At 35.9% G+C, this 20,419-nt stretch carries 18 protein-coding genes; 15 read left to right on the top strand and 3 right to left on the bottom strand.

Features of this window, described 5'->3' with window-relative positions; translation table 11 throughout:
• Positions 1-43 precede the first annotated feature (43 nt).
• The 3 genes from AC1FXP_RS17705 (at position 44) to AC1FXP_RS17715 (ending at position 2,589) form a co-directional block, all read left to right on the top strand.
• Entirely contained in the window at positions 44-976 is a 933-nt protein-coding gene (locus AC1FXP_RS17705; protein ID WP_480063310.1) for a carbohydrate ABC transporter permease, read from the top strand.
• Between the two features lie 20 nt (positions 977-996).
• Entirely contained in the window at positions 997-1,833 is an 837-nt protein-coding gene (locus AC1FXP_RS17710; RefSeq protein ID WP_250095123.1) for a carbohydrate ABC transporter permease, read from the top strand.
• A 141-nt stretch (positions 1,834-1,974) separates the two neighbouring features.
• Entirely contained in the window at positions 1,975-2,589 is a 615-nt protein-coding gene (locus AC1FXP_RS17715; protein ID WP_480063311.1) for a YesL family protein, read from the top strand.
• 277 nt (positions 2,590-2,866) lie between these two features.
• Here the strand turns inward: AC1FXP_RS17715 and AC1FXP_RS17720 are convergent, their stop codons facing one another.
• Positions 2,867-3,544, bottom strand: a complete 678-nt coding sequence (locus AC1FXP_RS17720; protein WP_480063312.1) for a YczE/YyaS/YitT family protein — start codon at positions 3,542-3,544, stop codon at positions 2,867-2,869.
• Positions 3,545-3,871: 327 nt separating this feature from the next.
• Between AC1FXP_RS17720 and AC1FXP_RS17725 the strand changes: the two genes are divergently transcribed.
• Both AC1FXP_RS17725 and AC1FXP_RS17730 read left to right on the top strand, forming a co-directional pair.
• Positions 3,872-4,720 (top strand): helix-turn-helix domain-containing protein, encoded by an 849-nt coding sequence (locus AC1FXP_RS17725; RefSeq protein WP_480063313.1) that lies wholly within the window; start codon positions 3,872-3,874, stop codon positions 4,718-4,720.
• A 336-nt stretch (positions 4,721-5,056) separates the two neighbouring features.
• Positions 5,057-6,007 carry a sugar ABC transporter substrate-binding protein gene (locus tag AC1FXP_RS17730; RefSeq protein ID WP_480063314.1) on the top strand — a complete coding sequence of 317 codons (951 nt, stop codon included), beginning with the start codon at positions 5,057-5,059 and terminating at the stop codon, positions 6,005-6,007.
• A 170-nt stretch (positions 6,008-6,177) separates the two neighbouring features.
• Here AC1FXP_RS17730 and AC1FXP_RS17735 read toward each other — a convergent pair whose 3' ends face one another.
• Positions 6,178-7,041 carry an AraC family transcriptional regulator gene (locus AC1FXP_RS17735; RefSeq protein ID WP_480063315.1) on the bottom strand — a complete coding sequence of 288 codons (864 nt, stop codon included), beginning with the start codon at positions 7,039-7,041 and terminating at the stop codon, positions 6,178-6,180.
• Between the two features lie 287 nt (positions 7,042-7,328).
• Here AC1FXP_RS17735 and AC1FXP_RS17740 point away from each other — a divergent pair, with 287 nt between their 5' ends.
• From AC1FXP_RS17740 to iolG, 4 genes are all read left to right on the top strand, one after another.
• Positions 7,329-8,192: a sugar phosphate isomerase/epimerase family protein gene (locus tag AC1FXP_RS17740; RefSeq protein ID WP_480063316.1), complete on the top strand. Its 864-nt coding sequence runs from the start codon at positions 7,329-7,331 to the stop codon at positions 8,190-8,192.
• 491 nt (positions 8,193-8,683) lie between these two features.
• Positions 8,684-10,126, top strand: coding sequence for a sugar porter family MFS transporter (locus AC1FXP_RS17745; protein WP_480063317.1), 1,443 nt, complete (start codon positions 8,684-8,686; stop codon positions 10,124-10,126).
• Between the two features lie 310 nt (positions 10,127-10,436).
• Positions 10,437-11,291 carry a sugar phosphate isomerase/epimerase family protein gene (locus AC1FXP_RS17750; protein ID WP_480063318.1) on the top strand — a complete coding sequence of 285 codons (855 nt, stop codon included), beginning with the start codon at positions 10,437-10,439 and terminating at the stop codon, positions 11,289-11,291.
• A 57-nt stretch (positions 11,292-11,348) separates the two neighbouring features.
• The gene (gene iolG / locus AC1FXP_RS17755; protein WP_480063319.1) at positions 11,349-12,386 is read left to right on the top strand and encodes a bifunctional inositol 2-dehydrogenase/D-chiro-inositol 1-dehydrogenase; all 1,038 of its coding nucleotides are present in this window, start codon (positions 11,349-11,351) and stop codon (positions 12,384-12,386) included.
• A 139-nt stretch (positions 12,387-12,525) separates the two neighbouring features.
• Here iolG and AC1FXP_RS17760 read toward each other — a convergent pair whose 3' ends face one another.
• The gene (locus tag AC1FXP_RS17760) at positions 12,526-13,362 is read right to left on the bottom strand and encodes a helix-turn-helix domain-containing protein (RefSeq protein ID WP_480063320.1); all 837 of its coding nucleotides are present in this window, start codon (positions 13,360-13,362) and stop codon (positions 12,526-12,528) included.
• A gap of 220 nt (positions 13,363-13,582) precedes the next feature.
• On the opposite strand from AC1FXP_RS17760, the gene AC1FXP_RS17765 reads away from it, so the two are divergent.
• The 6 genes from AC1FXP_RS17765 to AC1FXP_RS17790 all read left to right on the top strand — a co-directional run bounded on the left by AC1FXP_RS17765 (position 13,583) and on the right by AC1FXP_RS17790 (position 20,275).
• On the top strand, positions 13,583-14,761 hold the full coding sequence (locus AC1FXP_RS17765) for a Gfo/Idh/MocA family protein (protein ID WP_480063321.1): 1,179 nt from the start codon (positions 13,583-13,585) through the stop codon (positions 14,759-14,761).
• 163 nt (positions 14,762-14,924) lie between these two features.
• Positions 14,925-16,523, top strand: coding sequence for a DcuS/MalK family sensor histidine kinase (gene dcuS / locus AC1FXP_RS17770; RefSeq protein WP_480063322.1), 1,599 nt, complete (start codon positions 14,925-14,927; stop codon positions 16,521-16,523).
• Entirely contained in the window at positions 16,516-17,223 is a 708-nt protein-coding gene (locus AC1FXP_RS17775; RefSeq protein ID WP_480063323.1) for a response regulator, read from the top strand. The genes dcuS and AC1FXP_RS17775 overlap by 8 nt, the downstream gene beginning before the upstream one ends.
• Before the next feature lie 127 nt (positions 17,224-17,350).
• Complete coding sequence (locus tag AC1FXP_RS17780; protein WP_480063324.1) at positions 17,351-18,541, top strand: NAD(P)-dependent malic enzyme; 1,191 nt, start codon at positions 17,351-17,353, stop codon at positions 18,539-18,541.
• A 32-nt stretch (positions 18,542-18,573) separates the two neighbouring features.
• Positions 18,574-19,908, top strand: coding sequence for a 2-hydroxycarboxylate transporter family protein (locus AC1FXP_RS17785; RefSeq protein ID WP_480063325.1), 1,335 nt, complete (start codon positions 18,574-18,576; stop codon positions 19,906-19,908).
• Between the two features lie 202 nt (positions 19,909-20,110).
• On the top strand, positions 20,111-20,275 hold the full coding sequence (locus AC1FXP_RS17790; protein WP_480063326.1) for a hypothetical protein: 165 nt from the start codon (positions 20,111-20,113) through the stop codon (positions 20,273-20,275).
• Positions 20,276-20,419 lie beyond the last annotated feature (144 nt).

Here is a 20,419-nt window from a genome sequence, read left to right on the forward strand (position 1 = left end):
TATATTTTTAAAGGAATTTTGTCTAAAAAGGGAGGTTTTTGCTGTGGCGACAAAGAGTGCATTAGAAACAAGTACTACTAAACCGGTATCCGTTACGAAAAAGAAAAATCCTAAACTTTTTGATCAGCTCGCTGGGTATGCGTTTATATCACCTTTTTTTATCATATTTGCTATATTTGGTGTCTATCCTCTTTTTTTTACCGCGTATCTTTCTCTACATAGATGGGATATTTTAGGTGAGAAGGTATTTATAGGTTTCGATAACTATATCGCTTTGTTCACGAATGATCCGTTGTTCTGGAAAGCGGTTGGAAATACATTTAGCATTTGGTTTATTTCAACGGTACCTCAGCTTATGCTTGCATTAGTGTTAGCCTTCTTATTAAATCAAGCGTTTTTAAAAGGAAAAGGACTATTTCGATTGGCAGTCTTTATGCCGAATATTACGTCTGTTGTAGCCGTTGCCATTATCTTCTCAGCGATGTTTGGAACGAATTATGGTGTCATCAACTATGTCGTGACTCTTTTAGGATTCGATCCAATCAATTGGAGCGGCTCTTATCTTGGAACACATGTTGCCATTTCTGCAATGGTTATGTGGCGTTGGGTAGGGTATAATACCATTATTTATCTTGCTGGTTTACAAGGGATTTCAAAAGATATGTATGAAGCGGCAACGATCGATGGAGCTAACAAAACACAGCAATTTTTCTTTATTACGATCCCACTAATGAAACCGATTATTTTATTTACAGTGATCTTATCAACAATCGGGGGAATGCAAATCTTCGCAGAGCCTTTCCTATTTGGACGCGGTGCAAGTAACCAAGGCTTAACGATGACTCTCTACCTCTATGAAGAAGCGTTTACTCGTTTTGCATTTGGATATGCATCAGCGATTGCATGGGTGTTATTCTTAATCATTATCATCTTTTCACTCATTAATCTGTTTATCACTCAACGGATTAAATCTTAGTCATTAGGGAGGGACAAACAATGAACGAAGCAGGACAAAGAAAGTTACCTAAAATAGCCCTTTATCTTTTTTTAGGTTTTACATCGATTTTGTCAGTATTTCCGTTTTACTGGATGTTTGTAATCGGATCGAATACGAATTCGGAAGTAAATAAAATTCCTCCAGTGCTACTTCCTGGGGAGCAATTTATGACAAATGTGGCGAAAGTGTTTGAGCGGATCGACTTTTTCGGAGCGCTTTGGAATTCGTTTGTGATTTCAACCGCCATTACATTTTTTGTACTATTCTTTAGTTCATTAGCAGGGTATGCTTTTGCCAAAATAGAGTTTAAAGGAAAGAAGTTCTTTTTTATCTTTTTGCTGGCAACGATGATGGTTCCGCCGCAATTAGGTTTGATCCCATCGTTTATGATTATTAGTTCATTAGGATGGGTCGATACGCTACAAGCTGTAATCGTACCAGGTATGGTAAGTGCCTTTGGCGTATTTTTCATGAGACAGTATGTTGCGTCATCGATACCGAACGATTTAATTGAAGCGGCAAAAATAGATGGTTGTAACCACTTACGAATCTATTGGAATATAATTGTACCTGCAATCAAGCCGGCATTTGCTACACTAGGCATTATTACGTATATGAATGCATGGAACGATTTCTTATGGCCATTAATTGTTTTAAAAGACTCCAGCGTTCATACCATTCAAATCGCGTTACGAACATTAAACGATGCCTATACGACCGACTATCCAATGGTATTAGCAGGGACGTTTTTAGCAACGATTCCAATATTGATTGTCTTCTTAATTTTTAACAGACAATTTATTGCAGGAATTACAGAGGGTGCTGTGAAAAGTTAAGTGAAATGTAAAGATAGAAAGGGGATGCTAGATAGAAGAAAGAATCTAGCATCTTCCTTTCCTTTCCCTGCGATGGGCTATGTAAGGGACTGTTCCTTACGTTTAGGTATCCGTTTTTAATAGTTGAGAGGGGAATTTTCAATGTTTAAATTTACGACTTATGTTGAATGGCTGTGGGAAGTAATCAAGCTCCATATTCTATGGATTGGCTATTTGTTTAGAGGAGCGGTTGTACTTGGCTTCTTTCCTGCGACAACAGCCGTCTATGCGGTCGCTCGCTACTGGCTGATATATGGAGACACGGAAAGGGTAAGCGTCTTATTTAAAAAGTTTTATAAAGAAAACTTTAAAACATCTAATTATCTAGGCTGGATCGTCTTGTTTGCGAGTTTCATTGTTTGTTTGAATTGGTTTTACATACCGTATGTGGAGCAAATGCTGCTTAAATTCGTGATGTATGGGATTGTTATTACCTTTACCTTCTTGTTGATCCTAACAAGTTTGTATGTATTCCCTGTGATCGCAAACTATCAGCTTCAGCTCGTTCATTACGTCATTATTGGAGTAAAGATTGGTCTTTCCTATTTCCCATATACCATTTTACAAGTCGTACTGATAACAGGTTTAACGATGATGTATGTCAGGTTTCCACAGTTGACGCTCATCTTTGGAATTGTCCCTATTACATTCGTACAAATGTATATATGCAACCATGTGTTTAGAAGATTGAATCATGAGCAGATAAGTACGACGTAATAAAGAGATGTAAGAGTGCCAGCGGTATTAGTCTGGGGGGAGCATATAGGCCTTAACTGGATTTAAGTGGATGTAGAGACTAACTTCTAAGAGACCAATTCGGGCAAAAGCGGGTTTAGAAAAATAACGCCCTTGATAAAGGTGTCCAGTAACGCTGTATTTACGGTTGAGCCCAGAATCGTTTGTTTCTTGGCATGTATTCACCTCTGCTTCAAGGGTTTGTACAGCTCTGAATTATTTACATCTTATGTTTAATAAGCTAGTAATGACACGCCTCTCACGTTTTGAGAGGCGTACTTTTTTTAGGTCTAAGTTTAACGAAAAACAGAGTAAACTCACTTTTACACAATACCTGACGAGTATTATTGAATAAGAATTCAAATTTTGGATAAAAAAACTGAATGAAATATCCCGTAGTGAAGGCTACAAGGACGGTCGCCATTCCCATCGCGCCATCGAAGAAAAATGCAAGAGTGAGTGCAAAACTTTCTGCAATTAATTTTGCGATTCTTAAACTAAAACCGAACCTTTCATGGATAACCTCCATCAGACGATCCATTGGGTTTGCAGGAAATTTTGCCTGCAGGTAAATTGAAACTCCCATCCCTAAAATAATGATGGCTGTCAACAACACTATAATTTGAAAAATGAGATTTTGAGGATCAAAGTCTTTTAGACCAATTAACAGCCAAAAATCAATCAGAGATCCGGTCAAAAATATCGTTAAAACAGAAAGCATTTCTGGTTTTTTCTTTAATATTAAGGAATTAATAAATATGACAAAAACTCCATTAATCACCGCGCATGTACCGATTGTTAAATTCCATAATTGTGATTGCCCAATCGCAAGAGCTTCCCAAGGTGATGCCCCTAAACTCGCTTTTATAATTAACGAACATCCTAAGGTTAAAATAAATTGACCTATAAAAAAGAACACGATCCTTCTTAACAACATGGTAATCCCTCTAATCTTCTAGTTATTTAATATGAAACATCTTGCTCTTCTTTCCGGCTGTTTGATTACTCCAATAAACATTTATATCTTCTTCAGGATGAACGAAGTGATTGGTTTAATCAGTTCAATCCCCATTAAATCGGTAATTGAGGAGGTTGATAAGTCCCTTTAAACTGAAATAATCATAAAAGGATTGAAGGAACAAAACAATTAAACATCTTGTTATTATGGTTAAAAATGTTCCATATCTTGCTTTATTTTATAGAAAGGGTTTTCATAAAAGATGATAGAATAGAGAGAGATTTAGGAACGAAAGAGGGGATTTACATGAAAAATAAAATGATTACTCAACCCCCTATCCTGGCATATATCGGGAAAATAAGTGATAAACCTAATTGGAGTTTCCCAAGCCACAAGCATGATGATCTTAGTGAAATCATTTATATATTTGGTGGAGAAGGAGAGTTTCGGATAGACGGGCAGCCATTTACTGCCCAAAAAGGGGATATGCTGATTTATAACAAAGGGGTACTTCATGAAGAAAGGTCTTCATCTGTGCACCCTTTAAAGGCTTTTTATTGTGGTGTTTCAAATTTAAAAATAGAAGGTTTTCCCGACTGTTTTGTTCTCCCAACCGGAGTGTCCCCGCATATTGAAAGAAACAAATACTCAGATAAGGTAGAGACCCTGTTTTCGATGATATTTGAAGAATCAACGATTCAGGCCCAAGGACACAAAACGATCAGCGAAAACTTTTTAACTTCGATCATTCTTCTCATTCAAAGAATGGTTCAGCTGGATAACATTAATCCTACAAAAAGTGATACGGCCGTACTTGCGCTGCAAATTAAAGAATACTTGGATAAGAATTATCATAAACATTTGACCTTGAATGAAATAGCACGCGAATTTCATATGAACCCATATTATCTATCGCATGTATTTAATGACATGTACAACGATTCGCCTATTAATTACTTGATTTCTCGAAGAATGGGCGAAGGGAAAAGACTATTAATTAACACCAATATGAAAGTACGGGAGATCGCTAGTCTGCTAGGCTATGAAAACCCAAACTATTTTACGAGAATCTTCACAAAAACCATGGGTGAATCTCCTCTTCAGTTTAAAAGAAGTGAAACAAAAGAACGTTTGGATATGAATGGAAAAACATAATAGGGAATGGTTGGATTTTCTTTGATCCCAAATTGGATAATAATATAAATATTCTTCGAAGGAACAGGCTTATGCTTGTTCTATTTTTTTACTCTGTCGAACCAAATATTCAAAATGAATCTCCGTGACTTCATCTGCACTGTCCAAGACGTGACAATATACTAATTGACGGAAAAGGGTTTTCATATTAATATTATCAAAAATAACCAAAAGTTAATCAAAATGTAACTATAATTCAATCATTCTTGTGGCTAATGTTATATTCTTCGGCTGAGCATGATATAGCCGGTTACAAATTCTATATCTACAAGTATCTAAAGAGAGTAGGGGAAAGAATTGAAGAAACGGTCGATATTTTTACTAATAACCTTCATTTTTACTGTTATTATAGTCAGCTTTATTTCGTTTAAAGAAGAAAAAGAAAAAAAGAACGTTGTTGTTGTTGTAAAAGAGTTAAACTCACAGTATTTTCAAATTATCAAAGCTGGTGCTGAGAAGGGATTTCAAGACTTAGGATTAGGAGGGAGTGTAATTGCTCCTATAAATGGTACTGTTGAAGAACAGGTGGAAATGTTAGAGAACGTTTTGAAAGAAAAACCGGATATATTAATTGTCTCTCCTATCTCTCCAGATCCGATAATACCAGTTTTAGACCGATTTGCTGACCAGAATATACCAGTTCTTCTTTTGGATACGGATGACCCTTGGGAAAATAAGACGGCCTACATTGGTACCGATAACTATGATTTAGGTAGAAAAGCAGGGATGTTATTAGCATCCGAACTACAGCCTGGTGATAAAGTTGCCATGATAGGAGGAGATAATCCGGTTATATCAGGTAGACGTATGAATGGTGCAAAAATTAGTTTAGAGGCGGTAGGGATCAATATTGCATCAGAAAAGACGAGTATATCTGAATTATCCAATGATCCAATTCAAATAAAAGAAGCAATAGAAGAAATTTTACAGAACCACCCCGATTTAGCTGGGGTAATAGCCGTCAATGATATCATTGCTATCCATGTATTGGAGACGTTAAAAGAAAATGGTTTAAACATACCGGTTATTGGAGCGGATGGAATTGTTGACATGCTTGAATTAATCGAAAAAGGCACGTTACAAGGTACTGTCGTACAAAACCCATATGATATGGGATATTTAAGTGTTCTAACAGCATTAAAAGTAACCAATGGTGATATGGTCGAAATGCATGTCGACAGTGGTGTTGATTTAATTGTTAAGGAAAATGCAAAGCGAAGGCTAGAGTTTTTAAAGGAATTGCTCTGATTTAGCCCTTTTTTTCGGACAAAGTGTATTGAATCATCAAGTGATAACCAGCCGAACGCCTTGCCATGTTCTAGTAACAAAAGAAAGCAGCAGGGGACTAATCTCCTGCTGCTTTCTTTTGTTACTCAATACTATATTTACGAAAGAAAAATCGGTTAAAAAAACGTTAATTAAAAGCAAACTTTTCTGAACTTCCCTGGAGTCATCCCCCCCGTAGATTTAGAGAATGCTTTAATAAAATGACCTATCCCATAAAATCCACAATCCTCACTTATCTGCTCTACGGAGAGATTGGTTTGCACTAATAAATTCTTAGCCTGGATCAATCGGTAATTTAGTATATATTGGTATGGACTAGTTCCCATATATTTCTTAAACGTACGGCAAAAATGAGAAGTACTTAAGTTCGATATGTCACTAAGCTTCTCGATCGTAATTTTAGATGAAAAATTTTCATTTATATGAGTCAGAGCTGCTTGAATTTCCGGTGGAACTTTGGCCATGTTTGCATCTCTACTTTCAAAAGTGTTACGTGTACTTTCTAATAAATTCCCTAACAGCTCATAAATTTCTAAGGAAATGTTAAAGTCAATTTCTTGGTTTGATGCCAAGAGCGATAAAATATTAGGAATATTGTTTTTATCGGAAGGGAGTGTAAATAGACACCCTTGTCTTTGGTATATCTCGTTATATAAATCTTGTGTACCTTTTCCTGAAAAATGAATAAATTGGAACTCGGCTTCTTCTGTTACATAATAATTGTTTTTTTCTTTGCAATCTAATAGGACAATATCACCTTTTTTTGCAACAAATGATTGATCAAGATAATGAAAGTGCATCGATCCTCTTTTAATAAAAAAAATGAGAAAAGAGTCCATATAATCACGCCTAATGCTGTAAGGCGCATCTACGATATATTCCCCACCCCATAGTACATAAAAGTACAATTTTTTCGTTAATTCCGAAGGTTCATAAAAATATAATCCCTTTTTTGTCTTGAGTCCTGGTTCTACATTTGGAATGTAATAATTCATTTTTATCACCCTTAGAAATAAGTAAATTTCAAAATAATCATGTGTTCATTTAGTATATTTCATCAATAAAAGAATGTAAAACGCTATAGCCAACTAAAAATAAAATAATCAAAAAGCAAGAATATACATTTTTCGAGTAAGGATTTACAGGGTGGTAAAGAGAAATATGCATTAAACTAAAGTTGTAATTGCTGATGAGCACAAGAAAATGCATCTAAATTGAAATCGATTACACATCAAAGGGTGCTTTAAGGACTTAATTAGGTTTAAAGAAAGGAGAAGTTTACATGCGTTTAGCTTATGATCCGTCACATTATCGTGATAACACAAATTTAAAAGATACGATCGATGCCGTAGCTCGGCTAGGGTATGAATATGTAGAATTATCACCGCGTAAAGATTTTATTTGGTTTTATGAATATCCAAAGGTAGATAAGCAGCTGATCAAAGATCTTAAAAAATATTGCTCAGATGCTGGTGTGAAAATCTCTTCGGTCCTTCCTGTTCAACAATGGTCTTCTCCAAATGAGGAAGAACGTCAAGCGGCAGTGCGAAATTGGAAGCGTTGTATTGAAATCACTTCTGAATTAGGAGTCGATTTAATGAACAGTGAATTTGCCGGTGACATAAGCCGTCCGGTTGAAAGTGAAGCTGCTTTTGTTAAATCAATGTACGAATTAATGCCACTTTTTGAAAAAGAAGGCATCAGACTTAATTTGCAATCACATCCGAATGATTTTATTGAGTTGAATACAGAAGCGATTCGAATGATTCGTGCACTAGATAAAGATTGGATTAAGTTGGTATATTCAGTTCCCCATGCCTTCTTCTATGATGATGGTATTGGTGATGTAGAGAAACACTTAGAAGAAGCAGGAGATTTACTAGATCATGTTCTAATTGCTGATACTCTTAATCATAAAGCTGCATTTGGATTACGTTATATTGTGAATCCTCCTGACGCAAAAGTAACCATTCATCAACATTTAAATCCTGGTGAAGGGGAAATAAACTTCGATGCATTATATCGCAAGCTAAGAGAAATGAAGTTTGATGGGATTGTAACAAATTCAGTATTCGCATATCCTGATAGACCAGAATGGTCAAATGAGCTAACGCTGAAATCCATTAAAGAAGGATTAAACATTTAAGTATATAATGTAACTGTGTAGTATGATTTTATTAGATTAATGAAATTAAATATGGAGGACACACTCCTTTCAAGTTTTTTGTAAATTAGCAATTTTTGCTTCAGGGGTGTGCCAAAAGGACTGTTTTGCCCTTTTGGTACACTTTTCTTTATTAGTAGAATCGAAATTGTATTTCATGTTCTCAAAATAAAGACAAAAAGCTATTAGAAAAAAAATCTACTTTTTTTATTACACTAATGGAAAACGCTTTCATTAATTGTTAGGCTTTTTAGTAAAATAAAGGCTTCAGCCCACTAACATAATAAATAATAATTTCGTTAAAAAATATATTTGATAACGATTTCATTACAGTTTTAAAAGTTAGTTTTAAGAATCTATTCAAAACAATGGGCTGAATTAATTTTTAATATTGGGAAAAAGTCTGAAAAGTTGCAAGGGATTATGGCATTTGAACTTAAATAAAGGGGGAAGAAGGAATATCCTTCACTTTTATGAAAAATAACAAACGATATTACATTTTATTTGTAGCTGCAGTTGCTTCGTTAGGTGGACTTCTTTTTGGTTATGATACTGCGGTTATTGCAGGGGCAGAGCAATCTATACAATTATACTTGGTGGACAGCTTAGGGTTAAGCTCCCTTGTTCATGGGCTTACTGTATCTAGTGCATTGATCGGGTGTATTATAGGAGCAGTCATTTCTGGAATATTGTCCAATAGAATAGGTCGACGCAATACACTCGTGATTGCAGCTGCGTTATTTTTTCTATCGGCACTAGGCTCAGCTTACCCAGAAATCCTATTCTTTACTGCAGGTGAACCTAGTCTAGCATTATTAGTTACTTTTAATATTTATAGAATCATAGGTGGTATTGGGGTAGGTTTAGCTTCAGCCATCGCGCCAATTTACATTAGTGAAATGAGTCCTCAGAAAATTAGAGGAAAAATGGTCGTTTTGTACAGTATGTCTGTTGTATTTGGCCAAACAATTGTATACGTTGTCAACTGGCAAATAGCCTTAGGTAAGTCCAGTGAGTGGATCAATGACATTGGATGGAGATTAATGTTTGCTTCAGAATTAATCCCAGCCGCATTATTTTTCTTCCTGCTGTTATTTATTCCGGAAACGCCAAGATATATGGCCCTTAAAAAGGAATATGACAAAGCATATAACTTATTAGAAAAGATCAATGGTTCTAAACAAGTAGCAAGTGAAACTTTACAACAGATCAAACAATCTTTAAACACGAAAACAGAAAAAGTCAGCTTGTTTTATTATGGAAAGTTAGTTTTAATCGTAGGTATGACTTTGGCAGTATTACAACAATTTATCGGCATTAATGTTATTCTATATTATGCTCCTCGGATCTTTGAAAACCTTGGTGCTGATCAGTCAACATCGATGTTTCAAACGATATTTGTTGGAGCTATAGGAGTTCTTGTTTCATTCATATCCTTCAAACTCATTGATAAAAAAGGAAGAAAGTTCTTGCTTCTATTTGGTTCTGCAGGATGTGCTATTTGTTTAACAGCAGTAGCAGCACTTTTCTTTGCAGGTATTCAAGGGATTCTTACACTATTATTTATTTTAGGGTTTGTAGCTGTCTTCCAGATGACTTGGGGACCTGTTACATGGGTTATCCTCTCAGAGCTATTCCCTAATAAAATTAGAGGCCAGGCTGTTGCGATTGCTGTAACATTAGTATGGGGAGCGAATTTAGCTGCTTCTTCTACATTCCCGCCACTAAATGAAGCTTTAGGCACAGGAGTTTTCCTTATTTACGGCCTTATTAGTACGTTCGCCTTTTTCTTTGTACTGAAATTCGTTCCTGAAACGAAGAATAAATCACTTGAAGAAATTGAAGAGACATGGCTCGCTGAAAAAAAAATTGAACTAGAAACAACCGATATGGCTCCTGATAGAAAAGCAAATTAGTAAGAAGTTCAAAATCATTGTAATCAAACTAAATTAATTTTTGTAATAGGAATGAGGGATTATATATATAAGTAAAAAATATAACTGTATAGTATGTTCCTTTAGATTACCGTAATGTAAGCAGCTAGAGACGAAACTCTAGCTGCTTTTAGTCGGTTGCAATAAATCAAAAGTTATCCAAAAAATAATCAAAAAAGCACTATTCTACAGTTTTCGAGCAAGATTTTATAGAGTAGAAATGAAAAATATGCATTACACTAAACTCAGATACAAAAACAAAAAGCCTTATTATCGTGAGGGGGAACAACCAATGAAATTAGCATTCAACGAAGGGACAACATGGGAAAGTGCATCTCTGGAGCAGAATCTAGAGTATTGCGAAAAACATGGTTATGATTATATTGAAATTCGTGCAATTGACCAGTTAATTGACTATTTAAAAGAAAATACATTAGATGATTTAAAAGAGTACTTTGACAGCCATAAAATTAAACCGCTTTCTTTAAACGCATTATGCTTCTTTAATAATCGTACAAAAGAAGATGAGGAAAAAATTATTGAAGAATTCAAAGACTATTTAGAGATTTGTAAAAAAATAAATTGTGAATATATCGCTGTCGTACCTTCAAATATTGATGTAACGGAAAAAGGAAAAACATTAACAGAAGAAGTTAATGCAAATTGTGTTCGAGTGTTAACACATCTATCTGATTTAGCAGAGCCTTATGGAGTAAAGATTGCATTGGAGTTTATTGGAATTCCAGAAAATACGGTAAACACTTTTGCACAAGCATATAGCATTGTAAAAGAAATTGATAGAGATAATGTTGGTCTTGTGTATGATACGTTCCAATTTACTGGAATGGGATCAAGATTTGAGGATGTAACAGAAGAAACTGCAGAAAAAATATTTATTTTCCACATTAATGATGTAGATGGTTTTCCGGTTGGGCAAATGCGTGATACAGATCGTGTATGGCCCGGTCATGGTGTAATTGATTTAGAAGCCCATTTGAATAAATTGAAAGAATTAAACTATGATTTTGTAGCATCTGTTGAGTTATTCAGACCAGAATATTATCAAATGGATCCTGAAGAAGTGATTAAAAAAGCAAAAGAAACTACGTTGGAAGTATTGGAAAAGTATAATTACTCTCACGCATAAGTGAAGGTTTTTACGATAAAAATGAAATCGTTTTAAATTATTAGGAGGAATATTATTATGACGTTAAAATTTGGTGTAGTAGGTACAGGTGCAATCGGAAGAGAACATATTAATCGAATTACAAACTCTTTATCTGGTGGAAAAATTGTAGCTGTAACAGATGTTAATCAAGATTCGGCGAAACAAACGGTTGAACAATACCAATTAGATGCTGTTGTATATCCAGATGATAAAACATTAATTGCAGATGAGAATGTCGATGTAGTTGTTGTAACAAGCTGGGGACCTGCTCATGAAGCAACTGTATTAGCAGCTGTTGAAGCTGGAAAATATGTATTCTGTGAAAAACCTTTAGCAACAACTGCAGAAGGATGCCTACGAATTGTTGAAGCAGAAATGAAACAAGGAAAAAAACTAGTTCAAGTTGGTTTCATGCGCCGTTATGACAGCGGTTATGTTCAATTAAAAGAAGCGATTGATAAAGGAGAAATTGGCCAGCCTCTAATGGTTCGAGCTGTACACCGTAACCCAGAAGTGGGTGAGTCTTACGTCACAGAAATGGCTGTAGTAGATACATTAATTCACGAGATTGATGCATTACACTGGTTAGTGAATGATGATTATAAATCAGTACAAGTTGTATTTCCAAGAAAAACAAAATACGCACATGATAAAGTACAAGACCCACAGCTATTTACAATTGAAACAAACAGTGGAATTGTAATGAATGTTGAAGTGTTTGTAAATTGTAAGTATGGCTACGATATTCAATGTGAAGTCATTGGTGAAGACGGTGTGGCTTATTTACCAGAATTCCCAAGTGTTGTTACGCGTAAAAACGGTAAATTAAGCTCTGGCATCTTACAAGATTGGAAATACCGTTTTATGGATGCATACGATGTGGAAATCCAAGATTTTATCGATTCTGTTGTTAAAAAAGGTGAGCCTCAAGGTCCAACATCATGGGATGGCTATATCGCAGCTGTAACAGCTGACGCATGCGTGAAAGCACAGAAAACAGGTGAAAAAGAGTCTATTTCACTTCAAGAAAAACCTGCGTTTTACAGCGAAAAAGCTTTTTGCGAAACACTTTAATTAATAAAGCTATTAGCTAAAAGTATATTACGTTAGATCGTTTGTTGGCATGAGCCCAGTATTGTACTGGGATCATGCCTTTTAAGTTTGCAGATGTTTTATAAAGATCTTATATGAATTTTATTAAAAAATTACAATATTAAATGTTCAGATTTCGGAATTCTGTTGGAGTAAAACCGACCTTCTTATAAAAGATATTTATAAACCCCGAGCTACTGCTATAGCCTACCTTAAAGGCAATATCAGCGATAGAAGAAGTCGTCGTTTTTAATAAAGTTTTGGCCGTATCAATTCGGTTTTTTGTAGCAAATTCAATAGGAGCATATCCCGTTTCTAATTTAAAAATATGAGAGAAATAATAAGGGCTTAAATTGACATAGGTAGCAATCTCTTTTAATGTGATCTGTCTATCTATATTTTCTTTAATATAGTGAATCGCTTCGTCAACGGGTGATCTTTCATTCTTTTGTTTTTCGGGTTTTATCGTGAGACTATTAATCATTGTATAAATCCTACATGTAGAATCAGAGATGGACATTTCCTGTTCATGATAATAGGTGTAGATCATTTGATAAAGCTGCTTTCCAATTTCTATATTGCGTTTATTTTGAAAGAAAAATCCGTGCTGCTTAATAATATAGCTACATAATTCATGCGAATTCGGCCCATCAAAGTGTATATAGATAAATTCCAGTCCATCAGTACCGTAATAATGGTGAGGTTCACGACAGTCAAGTAACAAGATATCCCCTTTTTTGGCCGTTACTGATTTATCTTGATAGTTTACATGAAGGTCTCCATTTCGAATATAGACTAATAGAAAGTAAGGAAAATAATCTCGTTTAATATTGTAGTCAGCATTACAATAATAATGACCGCAGCAGATCAAATGATAATAATACTTTTTGATTGTTTCAAATGGTGTAAAAAAATAATAATGGGAGCCATCCAGTACTCCAGGTTCATTAAGCAGCATTTTTTTCTCTCCTCCTTTCAACCGTCTTTGAACTCATTATATGGTTGCGCTTTCAAAAAAGCAAGAATGATGAATGAAAAAGCAACTTCATGTATTTTTGTTTCCGGTGATTATAGATATACTTAGATCAGTAATAGAACATCACTGCATATTTCATAAGATTCCTTTAAGTTACAAAAAGCAATATTAAGATATTTATATGTGAAAGGGAGGAATTGGTATGTTGAATGGAGAGAAAAAAATTGCAAGACCTTTACGTTGGGCAATGGTAGGTGGGGGAAGACTTAGCCAAGTAGGCTATAAACACCGTACAGGAGCACTTAGAGACAATACAGCTTTTCAATTAGTAGCAGGTGCGTTCGATATCGATCCAGATAGAGGAAAAGACTTCGGTGTCAATATAGGTGTTGAGGAAGAACGCTGCTATTCAGATTATAAAACGATGTTCGCCGAGGAAAAGAAGCGAGAAGATGGAATTGAAGTTGTTTCTATCGCGACACCAAATGGTACACATTATGAAATTTGTAAGGCAGCACTAGAGGCTGATCTTCATGTCATTTGTGAGAAACCTTTATTTTTCACTAGAGATGAGGTATTAGAAATTAAGAAACTTGCAGAAGAAAAAGGAAAAATAGTTGGTGTTACATATGGGTTCTCAGGTAATCAAATGCTGCTTCAAATGCGAGCGATGATTGAAAAGGGTGATATTGGCGATATTCGTATGGTAGAGCTTCAGTATACACATGGTTTTAATGCTACAGATGAAGCAGACAAATACAGTGCGGCACAAAAGTGGCGCGTTGATCCGAAGATTGCTGGTCCGAGTTTTGTTTTAGGTGATCTTTCCACTCACACATATTATATGTCCCAATTGATTATGCCTAATATGAAAATTAGTAAATTGCTTTGTGACCGTCAAAGCTTTATCGAAAGCCGCGCACCACTTGAAGATAATGCCTATGTACTGATGCACTACGAGAATGGTGCAGTAGGAAGACTGTGGACGTCATCGGTTAATGCAGGGTGTATGGATGGCCATCGAATTCGCATTGTCGGATCAAAAGCTAGTTTAGAATGGTGGGACAGCAAGCCTGGCGAGTTATCCTATGAAATTCAGGGCCAGCCAGCTCAAACGTTAATTCGCGCTATGCCTTACTTGGATGAAAGCTGCAATGCTGATGAAAGATTAGGAGCTTTGCATGTAGAAGGCCTATCTGATTCATGGGCAAATATTTATTTGAAATTTGCTATTGCCATTGATGCCAAAAATCGTGGCGATCAAGAGACGTTAGATCATCTTGTTTATCCTGATATTAATGCAGGGCTAGAAGGAGTTCGCTGGATTGAAAATTGTGTGCGCTCTGCTGATAATGGAGCTGTTTGGGTGGAATATCAATAACAAGCAGCACTCCGCGACTTTAGCTTGACTAAACAGAAAAATACATTCAAAGCTATATCGAAAATAATACGGTATAGCTTTTTTTTTAGACTTAGATTTGAGAATAACAGTCCTATTGTTTATCATTATCTTTATACGAATGAGAAGAGGAAGGAGGTAGCACTTGTTAATTAAGAAGTTTAAAATGCGTACGATCATCCTTTGGCTCGTTTTTATTGTCGTCCTTCTTTCCTTATTATTTACAGATCTTTTAGTAAGTAGATCGATTAATGATAATAGTGTTCGTTATGAAGAAGAAAAAGCACTTACGGTCGCAAGGATTGTTGCACAGTCAGAGATTGTCCAAAATGGATTAGTAGAAGGAAGGGCTGAAGAGATTCAGCAATACGCTAATGATGTTCGTCAATCAGCTGATGTTCTTTTTGTTGTTGTTATGGATATGAATGGGATACGCTATTCACATCCCAATCCTGAGTTAGTTGGACATCCCTTTGTAGGTGGAGATGAAGCTCAAGTTTTTGAAAATGAGGAGTATAGTTCGATATCTGAAGGGACTCTCACAACTTCATTACGTTCATTTTCTCCTGTTATGAACGAGAGGAATGAACAAATCGGTGCTGTTGCCGTAGGAATTTCATTAGAGCACATTCAACAAATGATCAATCAAAACCATAGAAATATTATTCTTGGATCACTTTTAGGGTTATTAGTAGGACTAATTGGTGCGTTACTCATTGTTAAATACATAAAGAAAACATTATATGGCTTAGAGCCTCCTGAAATTGCGAAGATATTAGAAGAAAGAAATGCAATGCTTCATTCCGTCCATGAAGGAATCATAGCAGTTGATCGGGACGGGAAAATCACACTTGTAAATAAATCAGCTTCAAAATTGTTTGAAAAAGCTGGACTCCCACCCGAACCAATAGGGATGAATGTAACGGAGTATTTACCAATGAATGGGCTCGAGCGTGTATTAAAAACAGGGAAACAAGAGCTTGCAGAAGAAATTACGATTAATGATATCTCTATATTAGTGAACCGAGTTCCACTGATTGTTGATAATAAGGTTATTGGGGCGATTTCGACACTAAGGGATAAAACAGAGGTCAATGAGCTTGCCGAACAGTTAACAGGTGTAAAGCTTTATGTAGATGCGCTAAGGGCGCAATCTCATGAGGTGAAAAATAACCTTCATGTCATCCTTGGAATGGTGCGAATCGGTGCATATGAACAACTAAAAACGTTTATTCTTGAATTAGTTGATCATAAAAATCATGAAATTGGGCAAGTGACAGATATTCAAGACGCCGTATTATCGGGATTTTTGTTAGGGAAATTGAGTTATGCTAGGGAATGTGGGGTTAAGCTTTCAGTAAAAAGTGAAAATGTTATTCCGAAACCGAAATCGGCTGATGTTAACCATGAGATCATTACGATTTTAGGTAATTTAATTAATAATTCAATTGAAGCAGTGGAAGATTGCACTTTTAAAAGAGTTGACGTCGTTCTATCATTTAAGGAATCCAGGTTAAAATTGGAAGTGAAGGACACTGGTCCAGGGATTAAGACAGAGGATTTAGAGGATATTTTTGAAAAAGGGTTTTCAACAAAAGGAGAAGAGCGTGGCTATGGTCTAGCTCTTGTAAAAGCAAGTATTGATGAGCTTAATGGTCATATAATTATTGATACATTTACTGGTTTCGGGACAACCATTTCCGTTGAGATTCCATATGAAACAGAGGAGAATTCTATTGATTAAGGTATTAATTTTAGATGATGATCCAATGGTAGCTGAATTTAATAAACGGTACTTACAAGAAGTCGAAGGTTTTGAGTTAGTAGCCATAGCTAAATCTTATAATGAAGCGTTGGAAGTAATCAATCATGAAGAAGTAGATTTACTGTTGTTGGATATTTATATGGCTGGGAAGAATGGATTAGAATTGCTTCAACAGATTCGAAAAAAAGACAAGTGGAAGATTGATGTTATCCTTGTGACAGCAGCTGATGATGTGGACTCAATCCAAACAGCTTTACGGTTTGGGGCGGTTGATTACATTATAAAGCCCTTTGAATTTGAACGATTTAATCAAGCGTTAACGACCTATAGAGAAAAGAATCATTTGCTTAAAAAGCAAAATTCTCTGAAGCAGGAAGAGTTAGATCGTAAAATTTTTCATCAAAATGAAAAGAAGCAGATGTCATTACCAAAGGGGTTAACCGCCAATACTTTGCAAGTCATTGTCAACGGGATACTTGAAAAAGAAGCCGAACCGTTTTCCACTGATGAAATTGCCGAACGAGTACAAGTATCTCGCGTCTCTGTCAGGAAGTATATAAAATACTTGAAAGAAATTGGTGTACTTGGAGAGAGGATGACGTATGGGGCCATTGGGAGGCCAGTCTATTTATATGTAAACAAAGATTTGACGAAATCAACATTTCAGAATCTATTTTAAGCAGCCATTGGCTGCTTTTTTTAATTACAAAAGGTTTCTTAAGTTTCATAAACTGTCACAAATTGTTTGAATTTATTAAACTAACTGTAGATTAGTTGAAACCGATTACAACTTAGGAGGAATAAAAATGAAGCCTAATAACTTAAAGGAAAAAGCGATTCAATTACACCGAGATTATATGGGGAAGATAGAAGTCGTAAGTAAAGTAGAAATAAAGAGTGAAGCAGAGTTAAGTCTTGTCTATACACCTGGAGTTGGTGATGTATGTAAGGAAATTGAAAAGAACCCTCATGAAATCAATAACCTAACTTCTAGAGGAAACATGGTAGCAGTTGTAACTGATGGAACGGCTGTACTGGGGTTAGGTGATATTGGACCGGGTGCTGCGATGCCTGTAATGGAAGGGAAATGTATGCTGTTTAAAAACTTTGCTAATATAGACGCCTTCCCGATTTGTCTTGATACAAAAAATGTAGACGAAATTGTCGCAATAGTGAAAGCGCTACAACCAACGTTCGCGGGTATCAATTTAGAAGATATCTCAGCTCCACGCTGTTTTGAAATTGAGGATAGATTGAAGAAAGACCTTGATATTCCTGTATTCCATGATGATCAACACGGTACGGCGATTGTTGTGTTAGCTGGTTTACTAAATGGGCTAAAAGTAGTCGGGAAACAAATGAAAGCAATCAAAATTGTCATAAATGGTGCAGGAGCTGCAGGCATCTCCATTGCTAAATTGCTTTTACATGCAGGCTTCACCAATATTACTCTTGTTAGTTTAGAAGGAGTTGTAAATAAAAGTGAAGATTGGTTAAACCCAAGTCAAAAGCAAATTGCCATGGTGACCAATAAAGAAAATATTCAAGGTACATTAAAAGACGCCATTTTAGATGCGGATGTGTTTATTGGGGTTTCTGGACCAGCAGCATTAAAGACAGAACATGTGAAGAGTATGGCTAAAGATCCGATTGTTTTTGCGATGGCGAATCCAATCCCAGAGATTTATCCTGAAGAAGCGCTTGCAGCAGGAGCAAAAGTAGTTGGCACCGGACGTTCCGACTATCCAAATCAAATCAATAATCTACTAGCATTCCCAGGTATTTTCAGAGGAGCAATTGATTCTGGAGCTTCGGACATTACGATTGAGATGAAAATTGCTGCTGCATATGCAATTGCAAACGTTATCCCGGAAAATGAGTTGAGCGCAACTTATGTTATTCCAAATGCATTGAATAAAGAAGTACCAAAGGTTGTTGCAGAAGCTGTAACAAAATCAGCGTTAGAAAAAGACCGAGTAACTGTTAAATCAAGTTAAATAGTAAATTAGATAGCGGGGAAGTGATGAGAATGGAACAGACAGCAAGAAAGCTTGAAAATAATGAGGTAACAATTCAAGAATCTAAAATATATGATGATCTTAACCCTAACAAACAAATGAAAGTAATGGGTCTACCAATATTATGGTTTGCAATTTTTTTAACAATTACGATTGTAACTGTTTATACTGGGACTTTGCCGACAGGAATGATTGGGAGTTTACTCGTAATGGTAGTGTTTGGTGAAGCGCTTGGTTGGATAGGTGACCGTCTGCCTATTATTAAATCTTATTTAGGTGGAGGAGCGATTGTTGCAATCTTTGGTTCTGCTTATTTGGTCTATAGTGGCATCTTGCCTGAAAGTGTTTCGGCTGGTGTTGATGAGTTCATGACAACGGGCGGCTTCCTCGATTTCTATATTGCCGCATTAATTACCGGAAGTATTTTAGGAATGAATTCAAAAGTTCTCGTGAAAATTGGTGCACGTTATTTTGTTCCAATTATTGGAGCCGTATTCGGGGCGATGCTGATAGCTGGATTAGTTGGATTATTAATTGGTTTTTCGGTTCAAGATGCTGTTTTAGTCATTGCCTTACCGATTTTAGGTGGTGGAATGGGGGCAGGTGCGATTCCGATGGCGCAAGTATATTCGGAATTTTTAGGGAATCCGCCTAGTTATTACATCTCGATCCTTGTACCTGCATTAGCACTAGGAAATGTCTTTGCTATTGTATTTGCAAGTCTTTTGAATAGTCTCGGTAATAAAGTTCCTTCGTTATCAGGAAATGGACAGCTTATTCCTGGATTTAAATTGGAAGAGAAGAAATCAACATTTGATATTTCTAAAATGGGAATTGGATTGTTAGCTGCTTTGTTATTCTTCGCATGTGGACACTTACTAGGAGCTATAATCCCACTTCACCCATATGCATTAATGATTATTTTGGTCGCAATTGCTAAAATTGCAAATCTGATTCCTGAAAACGTGGTAGAAGGGGCAAGTCAGTGGTATCAATTTGTCGCTAAGACTTGGACACTTGCATTATTATTCGGAATTGGTGTAGCTTTTACAGACTTAAATGCTGTACTTGCTGCATTAAGTATCCAATATGTATTACTCGTAGCTGGTGTCGTATTTGGAGCTGTTTTAGGTGCTGCATTACTTGGAAGACTAGTAGGCTTTTACCCAATTGAATCTGCCATTTCTGCTGGACTATGTATGGCAAACATGGGAGGAACAGGTGACGTTGCTGTATTATCAGCAGCAAAACGAATGCAACTAATGCCATTTGCACAAATTGCTTCAAGATTAGGTGGAGCATTGATCTTGTTGCTTGCTGGATTAATTATACCGTTATTTGTTTAAGTGATTTAGAAGAAAAGATTTAAGCAACAACACGCTTTCCATTATGGAGGGCGTGTTGTTTTCATATAGTGATTTAATTATGGAGAACTATGTTATTTTCATGAACATTATGGGGAATAAGCAAAGTTCATACTCAGTTCACAATCATTTTTTATACTAAAAATGTACAAAGCTAGAAACAGTTTTGGAGGGGGATAAACCAATGAATCTTACTGATATGACCTATAGTGGTAATAGTGGAGTAAAAAGTACAATTGATAGCATTGTTAAATGCAAGCGAATGAAACCAGTAAAAGTAATTGTTGAAGAGCTGAAAGTTAAAGGGATAAATGTTGAATTGTGCAAAAGGATTTATTATGAGCTTTAGGAGCAGACGCTAAAATGCTAAGATCATCTTTTGTATGATAATTATGAAGACAGAAAAAAACAAGCAATGGAGTTAAATCCCAAAGCTTGTTTAGTTTGTCAAATCATCAAATGGTGTAGGTTATGCTAGATCCATAGTACTAAT

The organism is Halalkalibacter sp. HAAS-P013, from assembly GCF_056619925.1.